The following is a 17,645-nucleotide window of genomic DNA, read 5'->3' on the forward strand; positions in this document are numbered from 1 at the left end:
ACAGCCCACTTGGCCATAAGGCAAATGGGCAAGGCCATCTGCAGGGAAGAACACGAGAGCTTTTCCCAGCCTTCCCCATGGGGGAAACCCGGTGGGCACCAGCCCGTGCGGTATCTTTTCTCAGTCCTGCCCGCGCTCGGGCGCAGGACCGGTGGTCGAGCGCACGATCAGATGGGTCTCCAGAACATAGGAGGCATCGCGCACCGCCTGCGAGCCCAGCACCTCCAGCAGCAGAGACACAGCCAGCTTTCCAGCTTCTATGGAGCGGCTGGAAACGGTGGTGAGGCTTGGCACCGTCAACGGTCCCAGCGCATCGTCGCAGCCCACCACCGAGAATTCACCGGGCACGCTGACGCCGCGCTCGCCAAGGCCGGCCAGAATGCCCTGCGCCGTCACGTCGTCGAAGGCAATCGCCGCCGTCGCGCCCTTGGCAAGGATGGCATCGACCGCCTGCAAACCGGCCTCGAAACTCGGAACGCTGGCGGAGACGAAGCTCAGCTCAAGGCCAAGTTTCTTTGAGGCATGGCGCACGGCGGCACGGCGCTGCTTGTTGGACCAGGATGTGGACGGGCCGCTGACATAGACGATGTTGCGGTGCCCGAAATCGGCCAGATGCTGCGTCGCCTCGGCAATGCCGGTGCCGCTGTCGATCAGCACTTTCGGGATGCCTTTCACATCGCGGTTGATCAGAACAAGAGGGCGCAGCAGCGCATGGGCCGCGATGCGCTCGTCCGAAAGCCGGGGCGATGCCAGGATGATGCCCTCGACCTGCCCGGCAAAACGACCGAGAAGCTGGTCCTCCTTCTCCGGGTCTTCATCGGAATTTCCCAAAAACACGCAAAAATCGGAGCGATCCGCCTCAACCTGGGCGGCGCGAATCATGGGCGGGAAAAACGGGTTTGCGACGTCCGGCACAATCAGCGCCACATTGCCATAGCGTCCGGTGCTGAGCGCGCGGGCCGTGTGATTGGGTACATAACCCAGTTTGCCGGCGGCGGCCTTGATCCGTTCAACGGTCTCCGGGCTCAGCATATCGGGTCGCGTGTAGGCGCGGGACACGCTCGAACGCGCCACCCCGGCCTCCTTTGCCACCTGACTGATCGTGACGCCGCCCTTGCGTTCCGCTGCCACTGCCTGCCCTCGAACCCTCTGCTTGCTTGCCACAAGATGCACCGCCGCGAGGCGTCAGGCAACCGGTTGACATGCAACCGGTTGCACAGCATAGTGCGCGCATTCTCGTTCTACTCTGCCGCAAGGCCCTGCGATCAGCGGGCGCACTCTTGGGAGACATGATTTGCAGCACAGCCAAGCCGCGCTCCAGCCAACCCCGCTTCTTGACCGGAAGATCGACAGGCTCACCGTAAAGACGTTTGCAGACCGCGAAGCGATGGGAGCGGCCGCTGCAGCCGATATTGCAGAAGCGCTGCGCGAACGGCTGGCCAGCCAGGAGAATGTGCGCGTCATTTTCGCCTCCGCGCCGAGCCAGGCTTCGATGATCGAGCAGCTTCGCGCCATGCCCGACATCGACTGGTCACGCGTGACCGCCTTTCACATGGATGAGTTCATCGGCCTTGCGCCGGATGCGCCCCAGCGCTTCGCGCACTGGCTGAACCGGCACATTTTCGATGCGCTTCCACTGGCTGCCGCACACCGGATCGATCCCGGCGCAGACCCGGAGAGAGAAGCGCAACGCTACGCGGCGCTGCTTAACGAAGCGCCCATCGACTTTGTGTGCCTCGGCATCGGCGTCAACGGCCATATCGCGTTCAACGATCCGCCCATCGCCGATTTTGAGGATCCGCTGGACGTCAAGCTCGTGGAGCTCGACGCGGTCTGCCGCCAGCAGCAATATGATGATGGCGGATTTGAAAGCCTCGACGCAGTGCCTCGCACCGCGCTTTCACTCACCATTCCAAGACTGTTGCGCGCGGACCGCCTCTTCTGCATCGTGCCGGGCGCACACAAGCGCGATGCCGTGCACGGGGCGCTACACGGACCGCTGACAACAGATTGCCCGGCAAGCATCCTGCGCGAGCACGGCAATTGCACGCTTTATCTGGACAAGGAGGCTGACCCGGATGCCTGAGATCAACGCCGACGCGATCTGCGCAGACTATCTCGCAACGAGCCACGCGCTCATGCAGCGCATCCTTGTCGAAGAGCGTGACACTCTGGACAAGGCTGCCGAGCGCCTCGCCTCCCAGATCGAGGCAGACCGGCTTATCCACATTTTTGGCCCTGGCGGCCACTCCAATCTCGCCAGCCAGGAGGTGTTCTTCCGGGCCGGCGGCCTCATGCATATGAGCGCCATTCTCGATGAAGGCACGCTGCTTTCCAACGGCGCACTGCGCTCCATGGCGATTGAGCGGACGCCGGGCTATGGCCGCGTTGTCATTGCCGATGCCCGGCTTGGCGAAGGTGATGTGCTGATCCTCGCAAACGCCTACGGCATCAATGCGGCCCTGATCGACGCGGCGCTGGAGGCGAAGTCTCGCGGGGCTTTTCTCATCGGCGTCAGCTCGCGCGAGCATGCCGAAAGCACGAGCCCGGACCACCCGGCGCGCCACCCGGAGAAGAAGAACCTGCATGATGTGGTCGACATCGCCATCGACACGAAAGTCCCGATCGGCGATGCGGTGGTCAGCCTGCCCGGCATGACCGAGAACATCTCCGCCATCTCCACATTTGCCAATGCGTTCGCACTGAACTGCCTCGTGATCCGCACCGTCGCGAAGCTGCTCGACCGTGGCGTCGAACCGCCGGTCTGGCGCAGCGGAAATGCACCGGGTGGCGATGAGGCAAACGCCCGCTTTCTGGCGCGCTTTCGCGACCGGGTTCGTGCGCTGTGAACACGGAGAAGACCATAACCGGGCGCGATCCCGTTACCGGAGGCGGCATCGCCATCACGATGCGCGACGGGCGGATCGCGGCCATTGCCGAGACGGGCGCGCAGGATGAAGCCTATCTCACGCCCGGCCTGGTCGACCTTCAGGTCAACGGCTATGCGGGCCTCGACCTGAATGACGGCGCGCTGACGCCGAAGCGTGTTTGCGAGCTCACCCGCATCATGGCCGGGCTCGGCGTGACCACCTATCTTCCAACCCTTGTGACCGGATCTCGCGAGCGGCTGCTCGATGGGCTTGACGCCATCGCCACGGCGCGGCGCGAAGATCCTCTCTGCGCGCGGATGATCCCCGGCGTCCACATGGAAGGCCCGAGCATCGCGCCCGAGGACGGGCCGCGCGGCGCGCATCCCGTAGAGCATGTGCGGCCACCATCGCTTGATGAATTCAATGCATGGCAGAAGGCGAGCGGCGGTCTTGTCCGTCTCGTGACCCTTGCGCCCGAATATGAAGAGGCCCCGGCCTATATTCGCGCAGTGACGGCGCAGGGTGTTCATGTCGCCATTGGGCATTCCTCTGCCACACCCGAGCAGGTGCATGCGGCAGCCGAGGCCGGTGCGCGGCTTTCGACGCATCTGGGCAATGGCGCTGCCGCGCTCATGCCGCGCCATCCGAACCTGATCTGGGCGCAGCTCGCCGATGACCGGCTGACGGCGACGCTGATCGCCGACGGGCATCACCTGCCGGGCGACACGTTCAAGACCATGCTGCGCGCCAAGGGGCTGGAACGCGCCTTGCTCGTTTCCGACAGCGTGGCGCTGGCCGGCATGGAGCCCGGCATCTACCGGCAGCCGATTGGCGGCGATGTCGAGGTGCGCGCCGACGGACGCGTGGGCATTGCCGGGACACCATATCTGGCCGGAGCCGGCCTGCCTTTGATTGCAAACATCCCCATCGCGATGCGCATGGCCGGGCTTTCGCTGGCGCAGGCACTCAGGCTCGCCACGGCCAATCCCGGCGCGTTTGTCGGCGGGCGGGGCGTGATGAAATTGGATGCACCGGCCGATCTGATCCGCTTTACCATTGACGGGAAAACCGGCTCCTTTGAGCTGAAGACCACGCTTGTTCACGGCGAGGAGGTGTTCTCCGCATGATCCGCGCAGGCGTCGCCACGGTAGACATCACCCCGCCCGCGGGCGTGCCGCTTTCCGGCTTTGCCGCCCGCACCCTGCCGGCCACCGGCGCACATGACCCGCTGACGGTGCGTGCGCTGGCTGTCAACGATACGGCGATGGTGGTTGCCGATGTGATCGGCCTGCACGGAGACATGAGCGCGCGCATCCGCCGCCGCTGCGCCCTCCCCGAGACGAATGTCATCATCAGCGCCCTGCACAATCATGGCGGCCCCGTTTCCATGGCCGGACGCCTGACGATTGAGACCGATGAGGCCTATCTGCAGAGGCTGGAGGATGCCTGTGTCGAAGCCATCGATCAGGCTGTTGCCGCACAAAGGCCTGCAACGCTTTCGGTCGGGCTCGGATCCGACCCCGACATTGCGCGCAATCGCCGCCATCCGGGCGGCCCGGTGGATCGCGCTCTGCCGCTCTTGCGTGTGCGCGACGAGAATGGCGGCATGATCGCCTTGATGACGGGCTATGCCTGCCACCCCGTGGTGCTCGGCGCAGACAACAGGCGGTGGACCGCCGACTATCCGCACTATGTGCGCCGGGCGCTTGAGACCGCGCATCCCGGAGCCACCGCCCTGTTCGTTACCGGATGTGTGGGCGACGCGAACACGGGCCACAGCGCCCATGCCTCGATCAGCCTCGCCGCCAACCCGGATCGCAGCTTTGCCGCCGCCGAACGGATTGGCGAGGCGATTGCGAAGGCGGCAATGGATGCACCGGAGCTGGCGCTTGGCGGGGATGTGACGGCACTGGAAGCGCAGGTTTCCCTGCCATTCGAGCGGCGTGAGACAGAGACGCCGGAAGAACTGGCAGCGCGGTGGCGCGCTGAGCGCGCGGGCGCCGAACCCGCGCAGGCAGCGCTGCTCGATGCCTGGATCCACTGGGCGGAGACCATTGCGCTTGAGCCAGCCGACGCCCTGTCGGGCCGGGTGTCCCTGCTCGATTGGGGCGGATTGCCAGTCTTTGGCCTGCCCGGAGAGATCTTTGCGGCGACCGCGCTTGGCCTGCGGGCTGCATGCAGTGAGCGCCCGGCCTTCATCGCCGGGTTTGCGGAGGACAATCCCGGCTATATTCCGCCGTCAGAGGAATTTGCTTTCGGCGGATATGAGGTGGATGAAGCGCACCGCTATTACGGCCAGCCGGCAAGTTTCGCACCCGGTTGCGCAGAAGCACTCGCTGCGGCCAGTGTGACACTTTTGAAGAAAACGCACTCTGGCAGGGAATAGAGGGAGACGAGGCGACGCCTTCGCGAAATGCGGGCGGCCCATGCTGATGCAAAAGGAAGTCGGCTTGACGCGCAACCGGTTGCATGGCAGTTTTTCATTGGGAACGAAATTGCAGTCTGCTCACGTCGAAAGGGAGAACAAAAGATGAGAGCGTACAGGTCCAGCAACACAAAATCCGGCAGCTCGAGCTTCACGGCTCGGGTGGCGGCGCTGTCACTGGGGGCCGCGATTACCGCGATCTCCGGTTCCGCATTTGCCCAGACCATCAATGTCTGGAGCGGCTACCCCGAAATGGCGCCGTTTTATGAGCATGTGGCGGAAGGGCTGAAGGAAAAATACCCTGACCTCACAGTCAACGTTGAAGCGATTGCCCTGCGCGAGCACGAAAAGCGCATTGCGCTCGGCCTCACTTCCGGCTCCGCCGGCGTGACCGTGATCGAACTCGCGGGCTCCACGGCCAGCCGCTACATTGAAAACGATCTGTTGCCGGCGGCACCGGAAGCCGTGGCGAATTTCGTCACCAACAGCGATAATTTCGGCGAGTTCTTCGTCGGTGCCGCTTCCAAGAATGGCACCGTTTACGGTGTTCCGCTTTTCCGCGGACAGGGCGCGCTTTTCTACAATGTCGACATGTTCGAAGCGGCGGGGCTCAAAGAGCCGCCGCAGACCATGGAGGCCTATACGGATTACGCCGAGAAGCTGACCCAGCGCGATGCTGACGGCAAGGCGACCGTTTCAGGCTGGAGCCTGCGCCTCTCGGGCGGCGGCCAGGGCATTGCCGAAAAGTTCTGGATCAACCTGTTCCAGTATGGCGGCTCGGTCATCGAAGAGGTGAGCGACGGCAAGTGGAAGGCGAACTACGCCAATGAGGCCGGCCGCAAGGCACTCAAGCAGTATCTCGAGAACGTGCATGTGCTGAAGACGGTCACGCCCGAAATGCCGGCAGATGCCGAGGCTTTCGAGCGCGGTCAGACGGCGATGTTCATCCGCGAGTCCTGGGTTATCGCCGACATCGCGGCCAAGGCTCCGGACCTGAACTATGCGACCGCGCCGCTGCCGGTCGGCTCCATCGCCCTGCCGGCCAACCTCTATGTGAACTCCGTCGAGGGTGAGGACGCAGAGGCTGCATGGGCCTATGTGCAGGCCGCCAACGACCCGGAGAACCTCGTCTGGCTTCTCGACAATGTCGGCTGGCTGCCCAACCGTTCGGGCGTCGACTACAGCGTCGTCACGGACAAGGTGCCCGCCTATGGCGCATTCGTCGACTATCCGGAGGACTACAAGTTTTTCACCCTGCCGGCCATTGGTCCGATCGAGGAGGTGCTGACCCGTCTCGCCGCTCAGCTCACCAACGCCTATAGCAACCCCGTGCTCGCCGAGGATGACGCCGCCATCGACGCGGTGCTTGCAAAGGCTGCCGAAGAGACCAACAACATCCTGAAGCGCGAAGGCCTTCTCGCCGAATAGGCGCTTCATCGATACCATCATCCCGGAAACGGCGTCCGCGCCGTTTCCGATCTGTGACTTCAGGCGGACGGGAACAAAATGCTGCAACAAAAGCGATGGCGCTTTGCCATTCTGGCGATCCTACCGACGCTGGCGATCTTCGCCTGGGTGCGCATGTACCCGATCGTCGAGACATTGCGGCTGAGCCTGCATCAGTGGAACATCCTGTCGAAGAACAAACCGTTCATCGGTCTGGCGAATTTCCGTGAGCTCTTTCAGGACCAGCTTTTCCTGAATGCCCTGACAAACACGTCGATCATCGCTTTCGGCGTGGTCATTCTCACGGTGCCCACCGCCATGGTGATCGCCGGGCTCATTCACCACCGCACGCATTCGCGCTTCTCCGGGTTCTACGAGACATCGGTCTTCATCCCGCATGTCGTGTCGCTGGTGCCGGCGGCGATGGCCTGGAAATGGATTTTCGACGCCAAGCTCGGCCCGCTCAACGCTTTGCTCGAATTCTTTGGAATTCCGGCGCAGGCCTGGCTTTTCGATCCCGTTCTTTCGGTGATCTGCATCATCATTCTGTGTTCCTGGCAGGCGCTCGGCTATGCCGTGCTGATCTATCTCGTCGGCTTCAAGAACCTTCCGGTCTCTCTCTTCGAGGCAGCCAAGCTTGATGGCGCGTCCGGCGTGCAGCGCTTCTGGCATGTTTCGGTGCCGATGCTGAAACCGATCACGCTCTATGTTTCCGTCGTCACGCTGATCTCCGGCTTCAATGTCTATGCGCAGGCCTTCGTCCTTGCCTCGGATTCGCAAGGCGCGCCCGGCAGACAGGTTCGGGTTCTGGTGCTCGACATGCTCGAAAACAGCTTCCGCAATTACCGCGTCGGTTACGCGGCGTCCGAGGCCGTGGTGCTTCTGGCCATCGTCCTCGTGCTGACTCTCATCCAGTTCGGTCTTCTGCGGGAAAAGGGGCGGAAATGACACAAACGATTGCCGCTTCCACACCACGCCCGAAAGCCAGCGGACGCATGAAGACGCGGGGCAAGCTCATCGACTTCGCCATCGATGTGTTCCTGTTCTGCTTCTCGATCCTGATGATCCTGCCGCTGGTGTTTCTCGTCTCGAACGCCTTCAAGACGCCTGAAGAGATCGTCGCCTGGCCGCCACGCATCATCCCCACCGATCCGACGCTGGAGAATTTCCGCTCGGTGCTGGCGGACACGCCTCTGCCGCTCTGGATTTTCAACAGCGTCGCCTTCTCCACCCTTTCCATGGTGGCGATTGTCATGACCTCGGCAATCGCCGGCTATGTGCTGGCCAAGTTTCCGTTTCGCTCGCTCAACATCATCTTCATCCTGATCCTCGCCACGGCCATCGTGCCGTTCGAGGTCTATATGATCCCGCTTTATTTCCAGGCACAGGCGCTGGGCGTGCTCAATTCTCTCTGGGGTCTGCTGCTTGGCTATCTGGTGATGAGCTTCGGCATCTTTCTGATCCGCCAGAATGTGATGCATTCCATTCCAGACGAACTGCTCGAGGCTGCGCGCATCGACGGGGCGGGAGAGTTCTGGATCTTCTGGAGGATCGTCCTGCCGCTCTTGCGCGGCGCGCTCGGCGCGCTTGCCGTTCTCGCCTTCTTCCAGGCATGGACGTCATTTGCCTGGCCGATGATCGTGACGACGACCCGCAACAGCTACACGATTGAGGTTGGCCTCGCTCTGTTCCAGACCGGATTCACGGTCGATCTCGGCCGGTTGAGTGCAGCGTCTGCGGCCGTGCTCGTGCCTTCCATCACCCTGTTCGTGATCCTGCGCCGCAACTTCGTGCAGGGCGTGGCCAGCACGGGGATGAAGGAATGACCGCCGGGAACGCCTTCTTTCCAGAGGCCGCCGACCGCTATGCATCGGCAAATGCCGGCACGCTCAGATGGATGCTGGATCGCCCCCTGCTTGGGGCGGGCTTCCTGAACACCAAGGTCAACAGCCTGACGCTTGCCGATTATGGCGAGGCCGACGGGCTGCGCGGGCCGGACTACACCTATGGCTGGATTCAGGGGCGTGGGCTGGAAGCGCTGGTCAGCCATGCGGCTTTCTTCGAGACGCGCGATGCGGCGCTTTCTCAGCGGCTCGATGATGCCGGGCGCTCGCTCTTCGCGCGCATCAAGGAACTGCAGGCGCGCGATGGCCATGTCTATTTCCGCTACGATGCCGGGCTTCGCCCTGTTCGCGCGGACGGCGATGGCGCGGTGACTGCCCAGGAACCGGCGGGAGACGTGTTCACCTATTCCGACGCTTTCGCCGCCAAGGGACTGGTGGCGGCAGCCGCCCGCTATGCGCCTGAAGAACTGCCCGGGCATCTGCGCTATCTCGCCGATGTGATTGCGGCAATCGAGGATGGCCGCTTCCAGATGGGCGAGGAGAAGCCTTTGGGAGGCGAAGCGCTCGCCGGCGAACCGGACGATTTCGGACCGCGCATGATTCTGCTCGGCGCTGCCGGCATGCTGGAACGCTGCGGCCTTTCAGATCACGCCGCCTATGCGCAGCGTTTCATCGATCATGTCATCGAGAACCATCTGGACGAGAAAACCGGATTGCTGCGCAATGTGCCGGGCGGCGATGAGTGCAATGTCGGCCACGGCATCGAGTTTGCAGGCTTTGCGCTGGACCATGCGCCCGTTCGCCGGAACGCGGCGCTGGTGGCCACGCTGGAGCGCATCCTGATTGCGTCCTTTCGGGCAAGCTTTGCCGAATGCGGGCTGCATCTCACCGTCTCGGTTTCTTCCGGCGAAAAGCTAAGCCCCTACCGGCCATGGTGGTCGCTGCCGGAAACGATCCGCACCGCCGCGCTCTGCCACCAGCTTACCGGCAGCGCCGACAGCCTCGCCATCTGGCAAGAGGCGGACAGCGCATTCTTCGACCATTACTGGCACGGTGCGCCGGCCATCGCCTACCAGACCCGCACTGCGGATGGCCCGACGGACTATGTGCCCGCCACGCCCGATCTCGACCCCGGATATCACACCGGTCTGAGCCTTCTTGCCGCGATCCGCGTTGCGGAGGCTCTTTCAACGTCACACACCGCTTACGCCTCGAGGTAACCATGGCTTCAGTCGACATCCAGGATGTCCGCAAATTCTACGGACAGCTCGAAACCATCAAGGGCGTAACCGTCGAAGTGCCGGATGGCGCCTTCGTGGTTCTGGTCGGCCCTTCCGGCTGCGGCAAGTCCACCCTGCTGCGCATGATTGCCGGGCTTGAGGACATTTCCGGTGGCACGATCAGCATTGGCGGGCGTGTGATCAACGATGTGGAACCCAAGCACCGCGACATCGCGATGGTGTTCCAGAACTATGCGCTCTATCCGCACATGACGATTGCCGAGAATATGGGCTTCTCGCTCAGGCTCGCCAAGCGCCCGAAAGACGAGATCGATCAGCGGGTCCGCGAGGCCGCCGGCATTCTCGGCCTGTCGGACTATCTCGACCGGTATCCGCGCCAGCTTTCCGGCGGTCAGCGCCAGCGCGTCGCCATGGGCCGTGCCATCGTGCGCAATCCGCAGGTCTTTCTGTTCGACGAACCGCTTTCCAACCTCGACGCGAAGCTGCGCGTTCAGATGCGAGCCGAGCTCAAGGACATTCATGCCCGCCTGAAGACAACCACCGTCTATGTCACGCATGACCAGATCGAGGCCATGACCATGGCCGACCGCATCGTCGTGATGCGCGATGGCATCGTGGAGCAGGTGGGCGCGCCGCTGGACCTTTACGACCGACCGAACAACACCTTTGTGGCAAGCTTCATCGGCTCGCCTTCGATGAACCTTCTGCCGGGCCTCCTTACCAATGGTGGCAAGAGCGTCCGTGTTGAAAGCGGCGCGGAACTGCCGCTTGAAGGCGCGCCACCTGCCGCCGGCAAGGTGATCTACGGCATACGCCCCGAACATCTGCATCTGGCCGCTGATGGCGAAGGGTTCGAGGCCGTTGCGACCAATGTCGAGCCGACAGGGTCTGAAACCCTCGTTCAGGTTCGCGTGGGGGAGCAGATCGTCTCGGCGCAGCTTCGTGATCGCGTCCACATTCGCGCGGGCGACACAGTGCGCCTTGGTGTGCAGGCGGCCAAGGCGCATCTCTTCGACGCGGAGACAAGCCAGAGGCTTGGCTGATCCGTGATGGCGCAGCGTCTTAACCGCTCCAGTCTTTCGCATCTGGCCGGCGCCATTCAGGGTCCGGCCTACGATCCAACCGGATTGCTCGCGGGCATCGTGCATATCGGCATCGGGGCGTTTCACCGCGCCCACCAGGCCGCCTATGTGGATGCCTGTCTCGCGGAGGGAGATGCCAGTTGGGGCATCGTCGGTGTCTCCCTCCGCAGTTCCGCCATGCGCGACGCCCTCGCCCCGCAGGACTGTCTCTACACACTTGCACAGCGTGATGGTTCCAGTGAAACGCTGAAGGTCATCGGGTCCGTGATGAAGGTGCTGGTGGCGCAGGAGGATCCGCAGTCCGTTCTTGCCGCGATGAGCAGTCCGCAGACGCGGATCGTGACGCTGACCGTGACGGAGAAGGCCTATCCGCGGAATTCGGACGGCACGCTGGATGTGCAGGATCGCACAGTGACGGCGGACCTTGCCAACCCCGACCGGCCGACCGGCATACTGGGTTTTCTGACAGAAGCCCTCGCCCGAAGAATGGCTGACGGCATCCCTCCCTTTACTGTCCTTTCATGCGATAACCTGCCCGCCAACGGCAAAACGCTACACGGGCTGGTGACCGAATTTGCGACCCTGCGCGATCCCGAACTGGGCCGTTACATCGAGCAGAATGTTGCTTTCCCTTCGAGCATGGTGGACCGCATCGTTCCGGCGACCACCGATGACGACCGCGAACGGGTTTCGCAGGCGCTCGGCGTTGAAGACGCATGGCCCGTGGTGACAGAGCCCTTCATGCAATGGGTGGTGGAAGACAATTTCCCGATGGGCAGGCCCGCCTGGGAACGCCATGGCGTCGAGATGGTGGCCGATGTCGCTCCTTTCGAGGAGATGAAGCTTCGGCTTCTGAACGGCGCGCATTCGGCCATCGCCTATGCAGGACAGCTGCTCGGGCACGAGACGGTGGCGGATGCCTTTGCCGATCCGGTTATCCATGGTTTCGTGAAGGGGCTCTGGTGGGAATCTGCCCGGACGCTTTCCGGCGACGCCGGCCTGAAGCCGGACGAATACATGGCCCGGCTTGCAGACCGTTTCGCCAATCCGGCGCTGCGCCATCGCACGGCGCAGATTGCCAATGACGGTTCGCAGAAACTGCCGCAGCGCTTCATCAATCCGCTGCTGGAGCGGCTCGATGCGGGCGAAGATGCACCGCATCTTTCCGCCGGTGTTGCACTCTGGATTGCAGCACTCGCCGATAGAGGCGAGCCGCCGGCCTTTACCGATCCGCTGGATGAGGCGCTGAAAGCGGCCATCGCAAACACAACCAGTCCCGCTGACACTGTCGCCGCCGTTCTTCAGGCTGCCCGTTTCGACAGGGTCGACCGATACCTGCCTGCCGTCCTCGATGCCTGTCAGCGCATCTCGGATCATGGCGTTTCGGCGACCCTTGCCCAATATGCTCGAGGAGACATCCCCCAATGAAAGAGACCTGGCGGTGGTTTGGCCCGGACGATCCGGTGACGCTCGCCCATGTGCGGCAGGCGGGTGCGACGGGCATTGTCACCGCCCTGCACCACCTCAATGACGGCCGCGCCTGGCCGCAGGACGAGATCGACAAACGCAGGCACGAAATCGAACAGGCCGGCCTTGAATGGTCGGTCGTCGAAAGTGTGATCGTGCATGAGCATGTCAAAACGCGCAGCGGCGACTTTCGCGCCCTGATCGACAATTACAAGACCTCGATCCGCAATGTCGCCCGCGCCGGGGTGCGCACCATCTGCTACAATTTCATGGCCATCACCGACTGGACGCGCACGGATCTCGACTATCCGATGCCGCATGGCGGGACGGCGCTGCGCTTCGATGCAGTCGAGTTCTGTGTCTACGATGTCTTTATCCTGGCGCGTCCGGGCGCCGAGGCGGACCACCCGACCAAGCGGGTGGAGGCCGCGCGCGAGCGCCTGAAGACGATGAGCGAAAGCGATCTGGCGCGGCTGGAGCGCAATCTCATCGAATGGGTGCCGGCCCGCGAATTCGTCTACGACCGCGAGAGCTTCCGGCGCATGCTGGATACCTATCGCGACATCTCGGCCGATGGCCTGCGCGAAAACCTGGCAGAGTTCCACCGGGAGATCATACCGGTGGCGGAGGAGGAAGGCGTGGTGATGGCGATCCATCCCGACGATCCACCGTTCCCTCTGTTCGGCCTGCCGCGCATCGTTTCCACGCATGACGACCTGAAGGCATTGCTCGAGGCTGTCCCCTCAGAGGCAAACGGACTGACATTCTGCACCGGCTCGCTCGGCGCGAACCCGGCAAACGACCTTCCGGCCATGGCGAAAGCTCTCGGGCCCCATATTCACTTCGCGCATCTGCGCAACGTGAAGCGGGAGCCATGCGGCTCTTTCCATGAGGCCGAGCATCTGGAAGGCGACACGGACATGATCGCCGTGGTGGCTGCCCTGATGGAAGAAGAGAGGCGGCGTGGCGGGCAGATACCCATGCGCCCCGACCATGGGCACGCGATACTGGACGATCTCGGCAAACGGGTGAACCCGGGCTATTCGGGTATCGGCAGGCTGAAAGGGCTGGCCGAACTGCGCGGCGTGATGCGGACACTTGAGTACGTGCGTACGTGACACCGATGGCTTCCCGCGCCGCAAGCCCGCTACGGATTCTCTACAAATAAGAACCACCCGCATCCACGATAGAACGGATGCGGGCGGTCTCAGGAACCGAAACCTGACGTAAAAACCCTAGCGCCTCCAGCGCACGAAATAGCGCTCGAGCAGTGTCACGAAGCCGAACACCGAGAGCCCCATCAGGCTGAGCAGCAGGATCTGTGCGAAAACACGGCCAACGCGCAGCTGGCTTGCCGCGACACGGACCAGTTCACCCAGGCCTTCGCCGCCGCCCATATATTCGCCGACGACAACGCCGATTACGCTCCACACGGCCGCCAGCTTGAGGCCGGCGAAGATGTAGGGCGTCGCATAGGGCATCTGCAGCTTGATGAGCGTCTGCCAGCGGTTTGCCTCAAGAGACTTGAACAGCATCGACATGTTGCTGTCGGTTGCCGCCAGACCCGCCGCCGTGTTGATCGTCACGGGGAAGAACGAGATGAACGCGGCCATCATGATCTTCGATTCGATGCCAAAGCCGAACCACGCGACGAACAGCGGCGCGAAGGCGACCTTCGGCATGGTGTTGATCGCCACCACATAGGGCATGATTGCCTTGCGGCCGAACGTGGTCGCGCCGATGATCATGCCGAGCGTGAGACCGATGGCCGAAGCCAGCAGGAAGCCGAAGACAACCTCGACCAGCGTGATCCATGTAGCATGGGCCACATAACCGCCAGTGAACAGGTTGTTGAGCGTGAAGATGAGATCCTGCAGTACCTGATAGGGCCCCGGCAGAACCAGCTGCGAGATGCCGCTATAGGTGACAGCCAGATGCCACACAGTGACAACGGCCGCACCGAACAGCAGCACGAGCAGCCATTGCGGCGTGCGCTCGATCAGCGTCTTGCGCTCGTTTTCGGCAAGCGCGATCAGCACCTCGGGATCGACAGTTTGCTTGTCAGTCATGGCTGGCCCCCTCTCCGCTTCCGAACAGCAGGTCGTGAATTTCGCGGACATATTCGTTGAAGCGGTTGCCGGTGATCATGTCGGGCGTACGCGGACGCGGCAGATCGATGTCGATGCGCTTGACGATCCGGCCCGGTCGCGGCGACATCACGAAGACGGAATCCGCCAGGAAGATCGCTTCCTGGATGGAGTGCGTAACGATGATGGCCGTGGCCTCGCGCGAACGACAGATCCGCTCGAACTCCACATTCATCTGCTCACGTGTAAATTCATCGAGCGCGCCGAACGGTTCGTCCAGGAGCAGGATTTCCGGCTGTGTCACCAGCATCCGGCAAATGGCCGCGCGCTGCGCCATGCCGCCGGAAAGCTCCGATGGCACCGCATTGGCAAATTCGGCAAGCCCCGCCATCTCGAGAAGCTGCGTAGCGCGTTCGCGCGCAGCGTTCGCTGCTTTTCGCCCCTCGCGGATTTCGATGGGAAGCAGCACGTTTTCCATCACGCTGCGCCACGGCAGAAGCGTGGGCTGCTGGAACATGATGCCGATATGCTCATTCGGCCCGGTCAGAGCCTCGCCTCTGAGCGTGATTTCTCCGCCCGTCGGCGGGATCAGGCCGGCGATCATCTTCAGAACAGTCGACTTGCCACACCCACTCGCGCCGACGAGAGAGGCCATTTGGCCCCTCTCCAGCTCAAACGACACATCCTTGGCGGCGTGGATGATGTCAGCCTGGCCTGATCGTGCGCGGCGGTAATGCTTGTTCACATTATCAAGACGAAGGATCGCGTCCCCGTCCGACCGCACATCATGCATCACTTGGCCTCCAGGTTTTCGACGAACTCGTTGGTGTAGACGACTGACAGATCCTCGATCGCTGCATCAAGCTCGCCCGTTTCGAGCAGGCTCTTGTGCCATGCATTCCAGCCGCTCTCCGGCAGATAGCCGAGCGTGTTGTCGCCAATCGGCGCATATTGCTGGTTCACGGTGTCGAGAAGAGCACGCGCATATTCACGACGTTCCACTTCCTGCGGATTGTAGGTTTCGCCATCTTCGAGAACGCCTTCCGGGTTCTCCATGCCCCATTTGGTTGCCTTGTGGATCGCCTTGGCGAAGCCGGCCACCATCTCCGGGTTGTCACGGTAGATCTCGCCACGAACAGCCAGACCATTGCCGAACAGGTCGAGCCCCTCAGGCGTGAGGTCGACCACGTCGACGCCACGGTCCTTCAGCACCGCGATACCGGTGAAGGATGCCGCAAAAGCGTGGATCGTGTCGCGATCAAACGCCGTTACAGCCATGCCTTCCTGGCCGATGGTCACGAACTTGTATTCGTCCGGCTGCACGCCTACGGATGCAAGCGCGCTTCGGGCAAAGGACACTTCCGCGCCATCGGCCGTGGAGACGCCGATCTGCTTGCCACGCAGACCTTCTGCGCTGTCGATACCGTCATTGCGGTCACCGGCGAGCACGAACAGGCCGCGCGAGAACAGATTGTAGAAGAATTTTACGTCAGCGCCGCGCGCAACGGCATTGAGCACCGGGCCCGGTCCAGGCGCGCCGAACTCGGCACGGCCGGCTTCCATAGCCTGAAGAACGGCGCCCGATCCATCCAGGCTCTTGATCGTGACTTCAAGGCCTTCTTCCTTGAAGAACCCGCGCTGCTGCGCGACGATCATCGGATACCAGGCCATCGCGGAAGAGCCCGGCAGAACCACCGTGACCTGCTTCAGCTCCTGGGCCATGGCGACCCCGCCTGTGATTGCGAGCGCTGCAGCCGCCACGCCCATGTGGCGCATCCAGCGCGATGCCTTCTGTGCCATTGTCTTGCAGTCGTTAAACATTCGGTCCTCCCTGTTTTGCCTACGACCAGTCAGATGCCGGGAGCACGGCTCCACGGCACTCGCCAAAGCCAATTGCCCGGAAACCCTCCCGTTCGCATCGGCCTTCGAGTACGATTTCATCCCCGTCCTGCAGAAAGCTGCGGCTCTCTCCATTGCCGAGTTCGAGCGGCTCCGCGCCGCGGCGCGTCAGCTCGAGCAGGCAGCCCTGCGATCCCGGCGTTTCACCGGAGATCGTCCCGCTGGCGATCAGATCGCCCGGCAGTACCGGACAGCCATTGGACATGTGGTGCGTGATCATCTGCGCGAAGGTCCAGTAGAGCCCCGCCGCATTGGTGCGTGTCACGGTGAGCGGGGCATCGCCGCGCTCCCGCATCGCCGCGCTTTCAAGACGCACGGCCAGATCGATGGTCAGAGCGCCGCCTCCGGCCTCGTCCTGATCGGCGAGATAGTCGAGCAGCGCCGGATCGTCGGCCAGCCTCTCGCGCGCGGCCACCCGGAAAGGAGCCAGCGCATCCATCGTCACCACCCAGGGCGAGATGGTCGTTGCAAAGCTCTTGGAGAGGAACGGTCCAAGCGGCTGGTATTCCCATGCCTGAATGTCGCGCGCGCTCCAGTCATTGACGAGGCACACGCCAAACAGCCGTTCGCGCGCTTCTGGCAAACGGTGCACGCTGGTGTCATTTTTGCCGCCGCCGATGAACGCGCCCAGCTCCAGCTCGTAATCGAGCATACGGCTCGGTGCGAACACGATGTCGCCATCCACGCGGATCTGACCGTTGGGGCGGCGCACCGGTGAGTTCGAAACAACGATGGACGACGCGCGTCCATGATAGCCGACCGGCAGGCTCTTGAAGTTCGGAAGCAATGGATTGTCCGGCCGAAACAGCCTGCCAACATTGGTGGCGTGCTCGACCGAGCAGTAGAAATCCGTGTAGTCGCCGATCCGCGCCGGTATGCACATCTCAAGGCTTTCAATCGGCAGAAGGAAACCCTCGATGCTCGACTGCATCTCGGAGCCGGCACGCAGGGCGCGATGCAGCCACAGACGCAGCGCGCGCCATTCCGCAGGCGAGCACGCCATCAGCGCGTTCAGATCGTCACGACACAGAATGCTGCGTGCGTCTGCGCCAAAAAGCTGATCAAGCAGCCCTTCCTGGGCGCAGGCCGAGAGATTGAGCGCCTGATCGCCAATGGCAACGACGATCACCGGCTTGGCCGCATCGCCCGCCGCAGCAACGCCATAGGGCAGGTTCTGCAGTGCGAAATCACAGGACACCCGATTGGCGCTGGAAACCCAGCTTTCCGTTTGGGGATCATGTGTTTCGTCGAGCATCCAGATTGTCATTGATTGTTGCGCCGATA

Annotated in this window: 16 protein-coding genes; 11 read left to right on the top strand and 5 right to left on the bottom strand. The window is 62.8% G+C overall.

Translation table 11 applies throughout. The features are described from left to right. Positions 1-120: 120 nt before the first annotated feature. Positions 121-1,131: a LacI family DNA-binding transcriptional regulator gene (locus AC2CHD_RS19070; RefSeq protein ID WP_484554912.1), complete on the bottom strand. Its 1,011-nt coding sequence runs from the start codon at positions 1,129-1,131 to the stop codon at positions 121-123. 256 nt (positions 1,132-1,387) lie between these two features. Between AC2CHD_RS19070 and AC2CHD_RS19075 the strand changes: the two genes are divergently transcribed. From AC2CHD_RS19075 to uxuA, 11 genes are all read left to right on the top strand, one after another. Then, positions 1,388-2,086: a 6-phosphogluconolactonase gene (locus AC2CHD_RS19075; protein WP_484554965.1), complete on the top strand. Its 699-nt coding sequence runs from the start codon at positions 1,388-1,390 to the stop codon at positions 2,084-2,086. Further along, positions 2,079-2,849 (top strand): sugar isomerase domain-containing protein, encoded by a 771-nt coding sequence (locus AC2CHD_RS19080; protein ID WP_090330209.1) that lies wholly within the window; start codon positions 2,079-2,081, stop codon positions 2,847-2,849. The genes AC2CHD_RS19075 and AC2CHD_RS19080 overlap by 8 nt, the downstream gene beginning before the upstream one ends. Continuing rightward, a complete protein-coding gene (locus AC2CHD_RS19085) occupies positions 2,846-3,997 on the top strand; it encodes an N-acetylglucosamine-6-phosphate deacetylase (protein WP_484554913.1) in 1,152 nt (383 codons plus the stop codon). Before AC2CHD_RS19080 ends, AC2CHD_RS19085 begins: the two co-directional genes overlap by 4 nt. Next, positions 3,994-5,256 carry a neutral/alkaline non-lysosomal ceramidase N-terminal domain-containing protein gene (locus AC2CHD_RS19090; RefSeq protein ID WP_484554914.1) on the top strand — a complete coding sequence of 421 codons (1,263 nt, stop codon included), beginning with the start codon at positions 3,994-3,996 and terminating at the stop codon, positions 5,254-5,256. The genes AC2CHD_RS19085 and AC2CHD_RS19090 overlap by 4 nt, the downstream gene beginning before the upstream one ends. Before the next feature lie 144 nt (positions 5,257-5,400). Further along, entirely contained in the window at positions 5,401-6,723 is a 1,323-nt protein-coding gene (locus AC2CHD_RS19095; protein ID WP_484554915.1) for an extracellular solute-binding protein, read from the top strand. Between the two features lie 78 nt (positions 6,724-6,801). Continuing rightward, on the top strand, positions 6,802-7,689 hold the full coding sequence (locus AC2CHD_RS19100; protein WP_484554916.1) for a carbohydrate ABC transporter permease: 888 nt from the start codon (positions 6,802-6,804) through the stop codon (positions 7,687-7,689). A gap of 47 nt (positions 7,690-7,736) precedes the next feature. Further along, positions 7,737-8,567, top strand: a complete 831-nt coding sequence (locus AC2CHD_RS19105) for a carbohydrate ABC transporter permease (RefSeq protein WP_484554966.1) — start codon at positions 7,737-7,739, stop codon at positions 8,565-8,567. Then, positions 8,564-9,805, top strand: coding sequence for an AGE family epimerase/isomerase (locus AC2CHD_RS19110; RefSeq protein ID WP_484554917.1), 1,242 nt, complete (start codon positions 8,564-8,566; stop codon positions 9,803-9,805). The genes AC2CHD_RS19105 and AC2CHD_RS19110 overlap by 4 nt, the downstream gene beginning before the upstream one ends. 2 nt (positions 9,806-9,807) lie before the next feature. After that, positions 9,808-10,869 (top strand): ABC transporter ATP-binding protein, encoded by a 1,062-nt coding sequence (locus AC2CHD_RS19115; protein WP_484554918.1) that lies wholly within the window; start codon positions 9,808-9,810, stop codon positions 10,867-10,869. A 6-nt stretch (positions 10,870-10,875) separates the two neighbouring features. Beyond that, a complete protein-coding gene (locus AC2CHD_RS19120; protein WP_484554919.1) occupies positions 10,876-12,336 on the top strand; it encodes a mannitol dehydrogenase family protein in 1,461 nt (486 codons plus the stop codon). Then, on the top strand, positions 12,333-13,493 hold the full coding sequence (gene uxuA / locus AC2CHD_RS19125) for a mannonate dehydratase (protein ID WP_484554920.1): 1,161 nt from the start codon (positions 12,333-12,335) through the stop codon (positions 13,491-13,493). The genes AC2CHD_RS19120 and uxuA overlap by 4 nt, the downstream gene beginning before the upstream one ends. Positions 13,494-13,610: 117 nt before the next feature. On the opposite strand, the gene AC2CHD_RS19130 is transcribed toward uxuA, so the two are convergent. The 4 genes from AC2CHD_RS19130 to fahA are packed head-to-tail and all read right to left on the bottom strand — an operon-like array spanning position 13,611 to position 17,628. Further along, positions 13,611-14,444, bottom strand: coding sequence for an ABC transporter permease (locus tag AC2CHD_RS19130; protein ID WP_484554921.1), 834 nt, complete (start codon positions 14,442-14,444; stop codon positions 13,611-13,613). Beyond that, positions 14,437-15,255 (bottom strand): ABC transporter ATP-binding protein, encoded by an 819-nt coding sequence (locus tag AC2CHD_RS19135; RefSeq protein WP_484554922.1) that lies wholly within the window; start codon positions 15,253-15,255, stop codon positions 14,437-14,439. The genes AC2CHD_RS19130 and AC2CHD_RS19135 overlap by 8 nt, the downstream gene beginning before the upstream one ends. Further along, positions 15,255-16,283 (bottom strand): ABC transporter substrate-binding protein, encoded by a 1,029-nt coding sequence (locus AC2CHD_RS19140; protein ID WP_484554923.1) that lies wholly within the window; start codon positions 16,281-16,283, stop codon positions 15,255-15,257. The genes AC2CHD_RS19135 and AC2CHD_RS19140 overlap by 1 nt, the downstream gene beginning before the upstream one ends. Before the next feature lie 19 nt (positions 16,284-16,302). Then, positions 16,303-17,628, bottom strand: a complete 1,326-nt coding sequence (gene fahA / locus AC2CHD_RS19145) for a fumarylacetoacetase (RefSeq protein ID WP_484554924.1) — start codon at positions 17,626-17,628, stop codon at positions 16,303-16,305. Between the last annotated feature and the right edge of the window lie 17 nt (positions 17,629-17,645).

Source organism: Nitratireductor sp. ATLC21 (assembly GCF_057196525.1).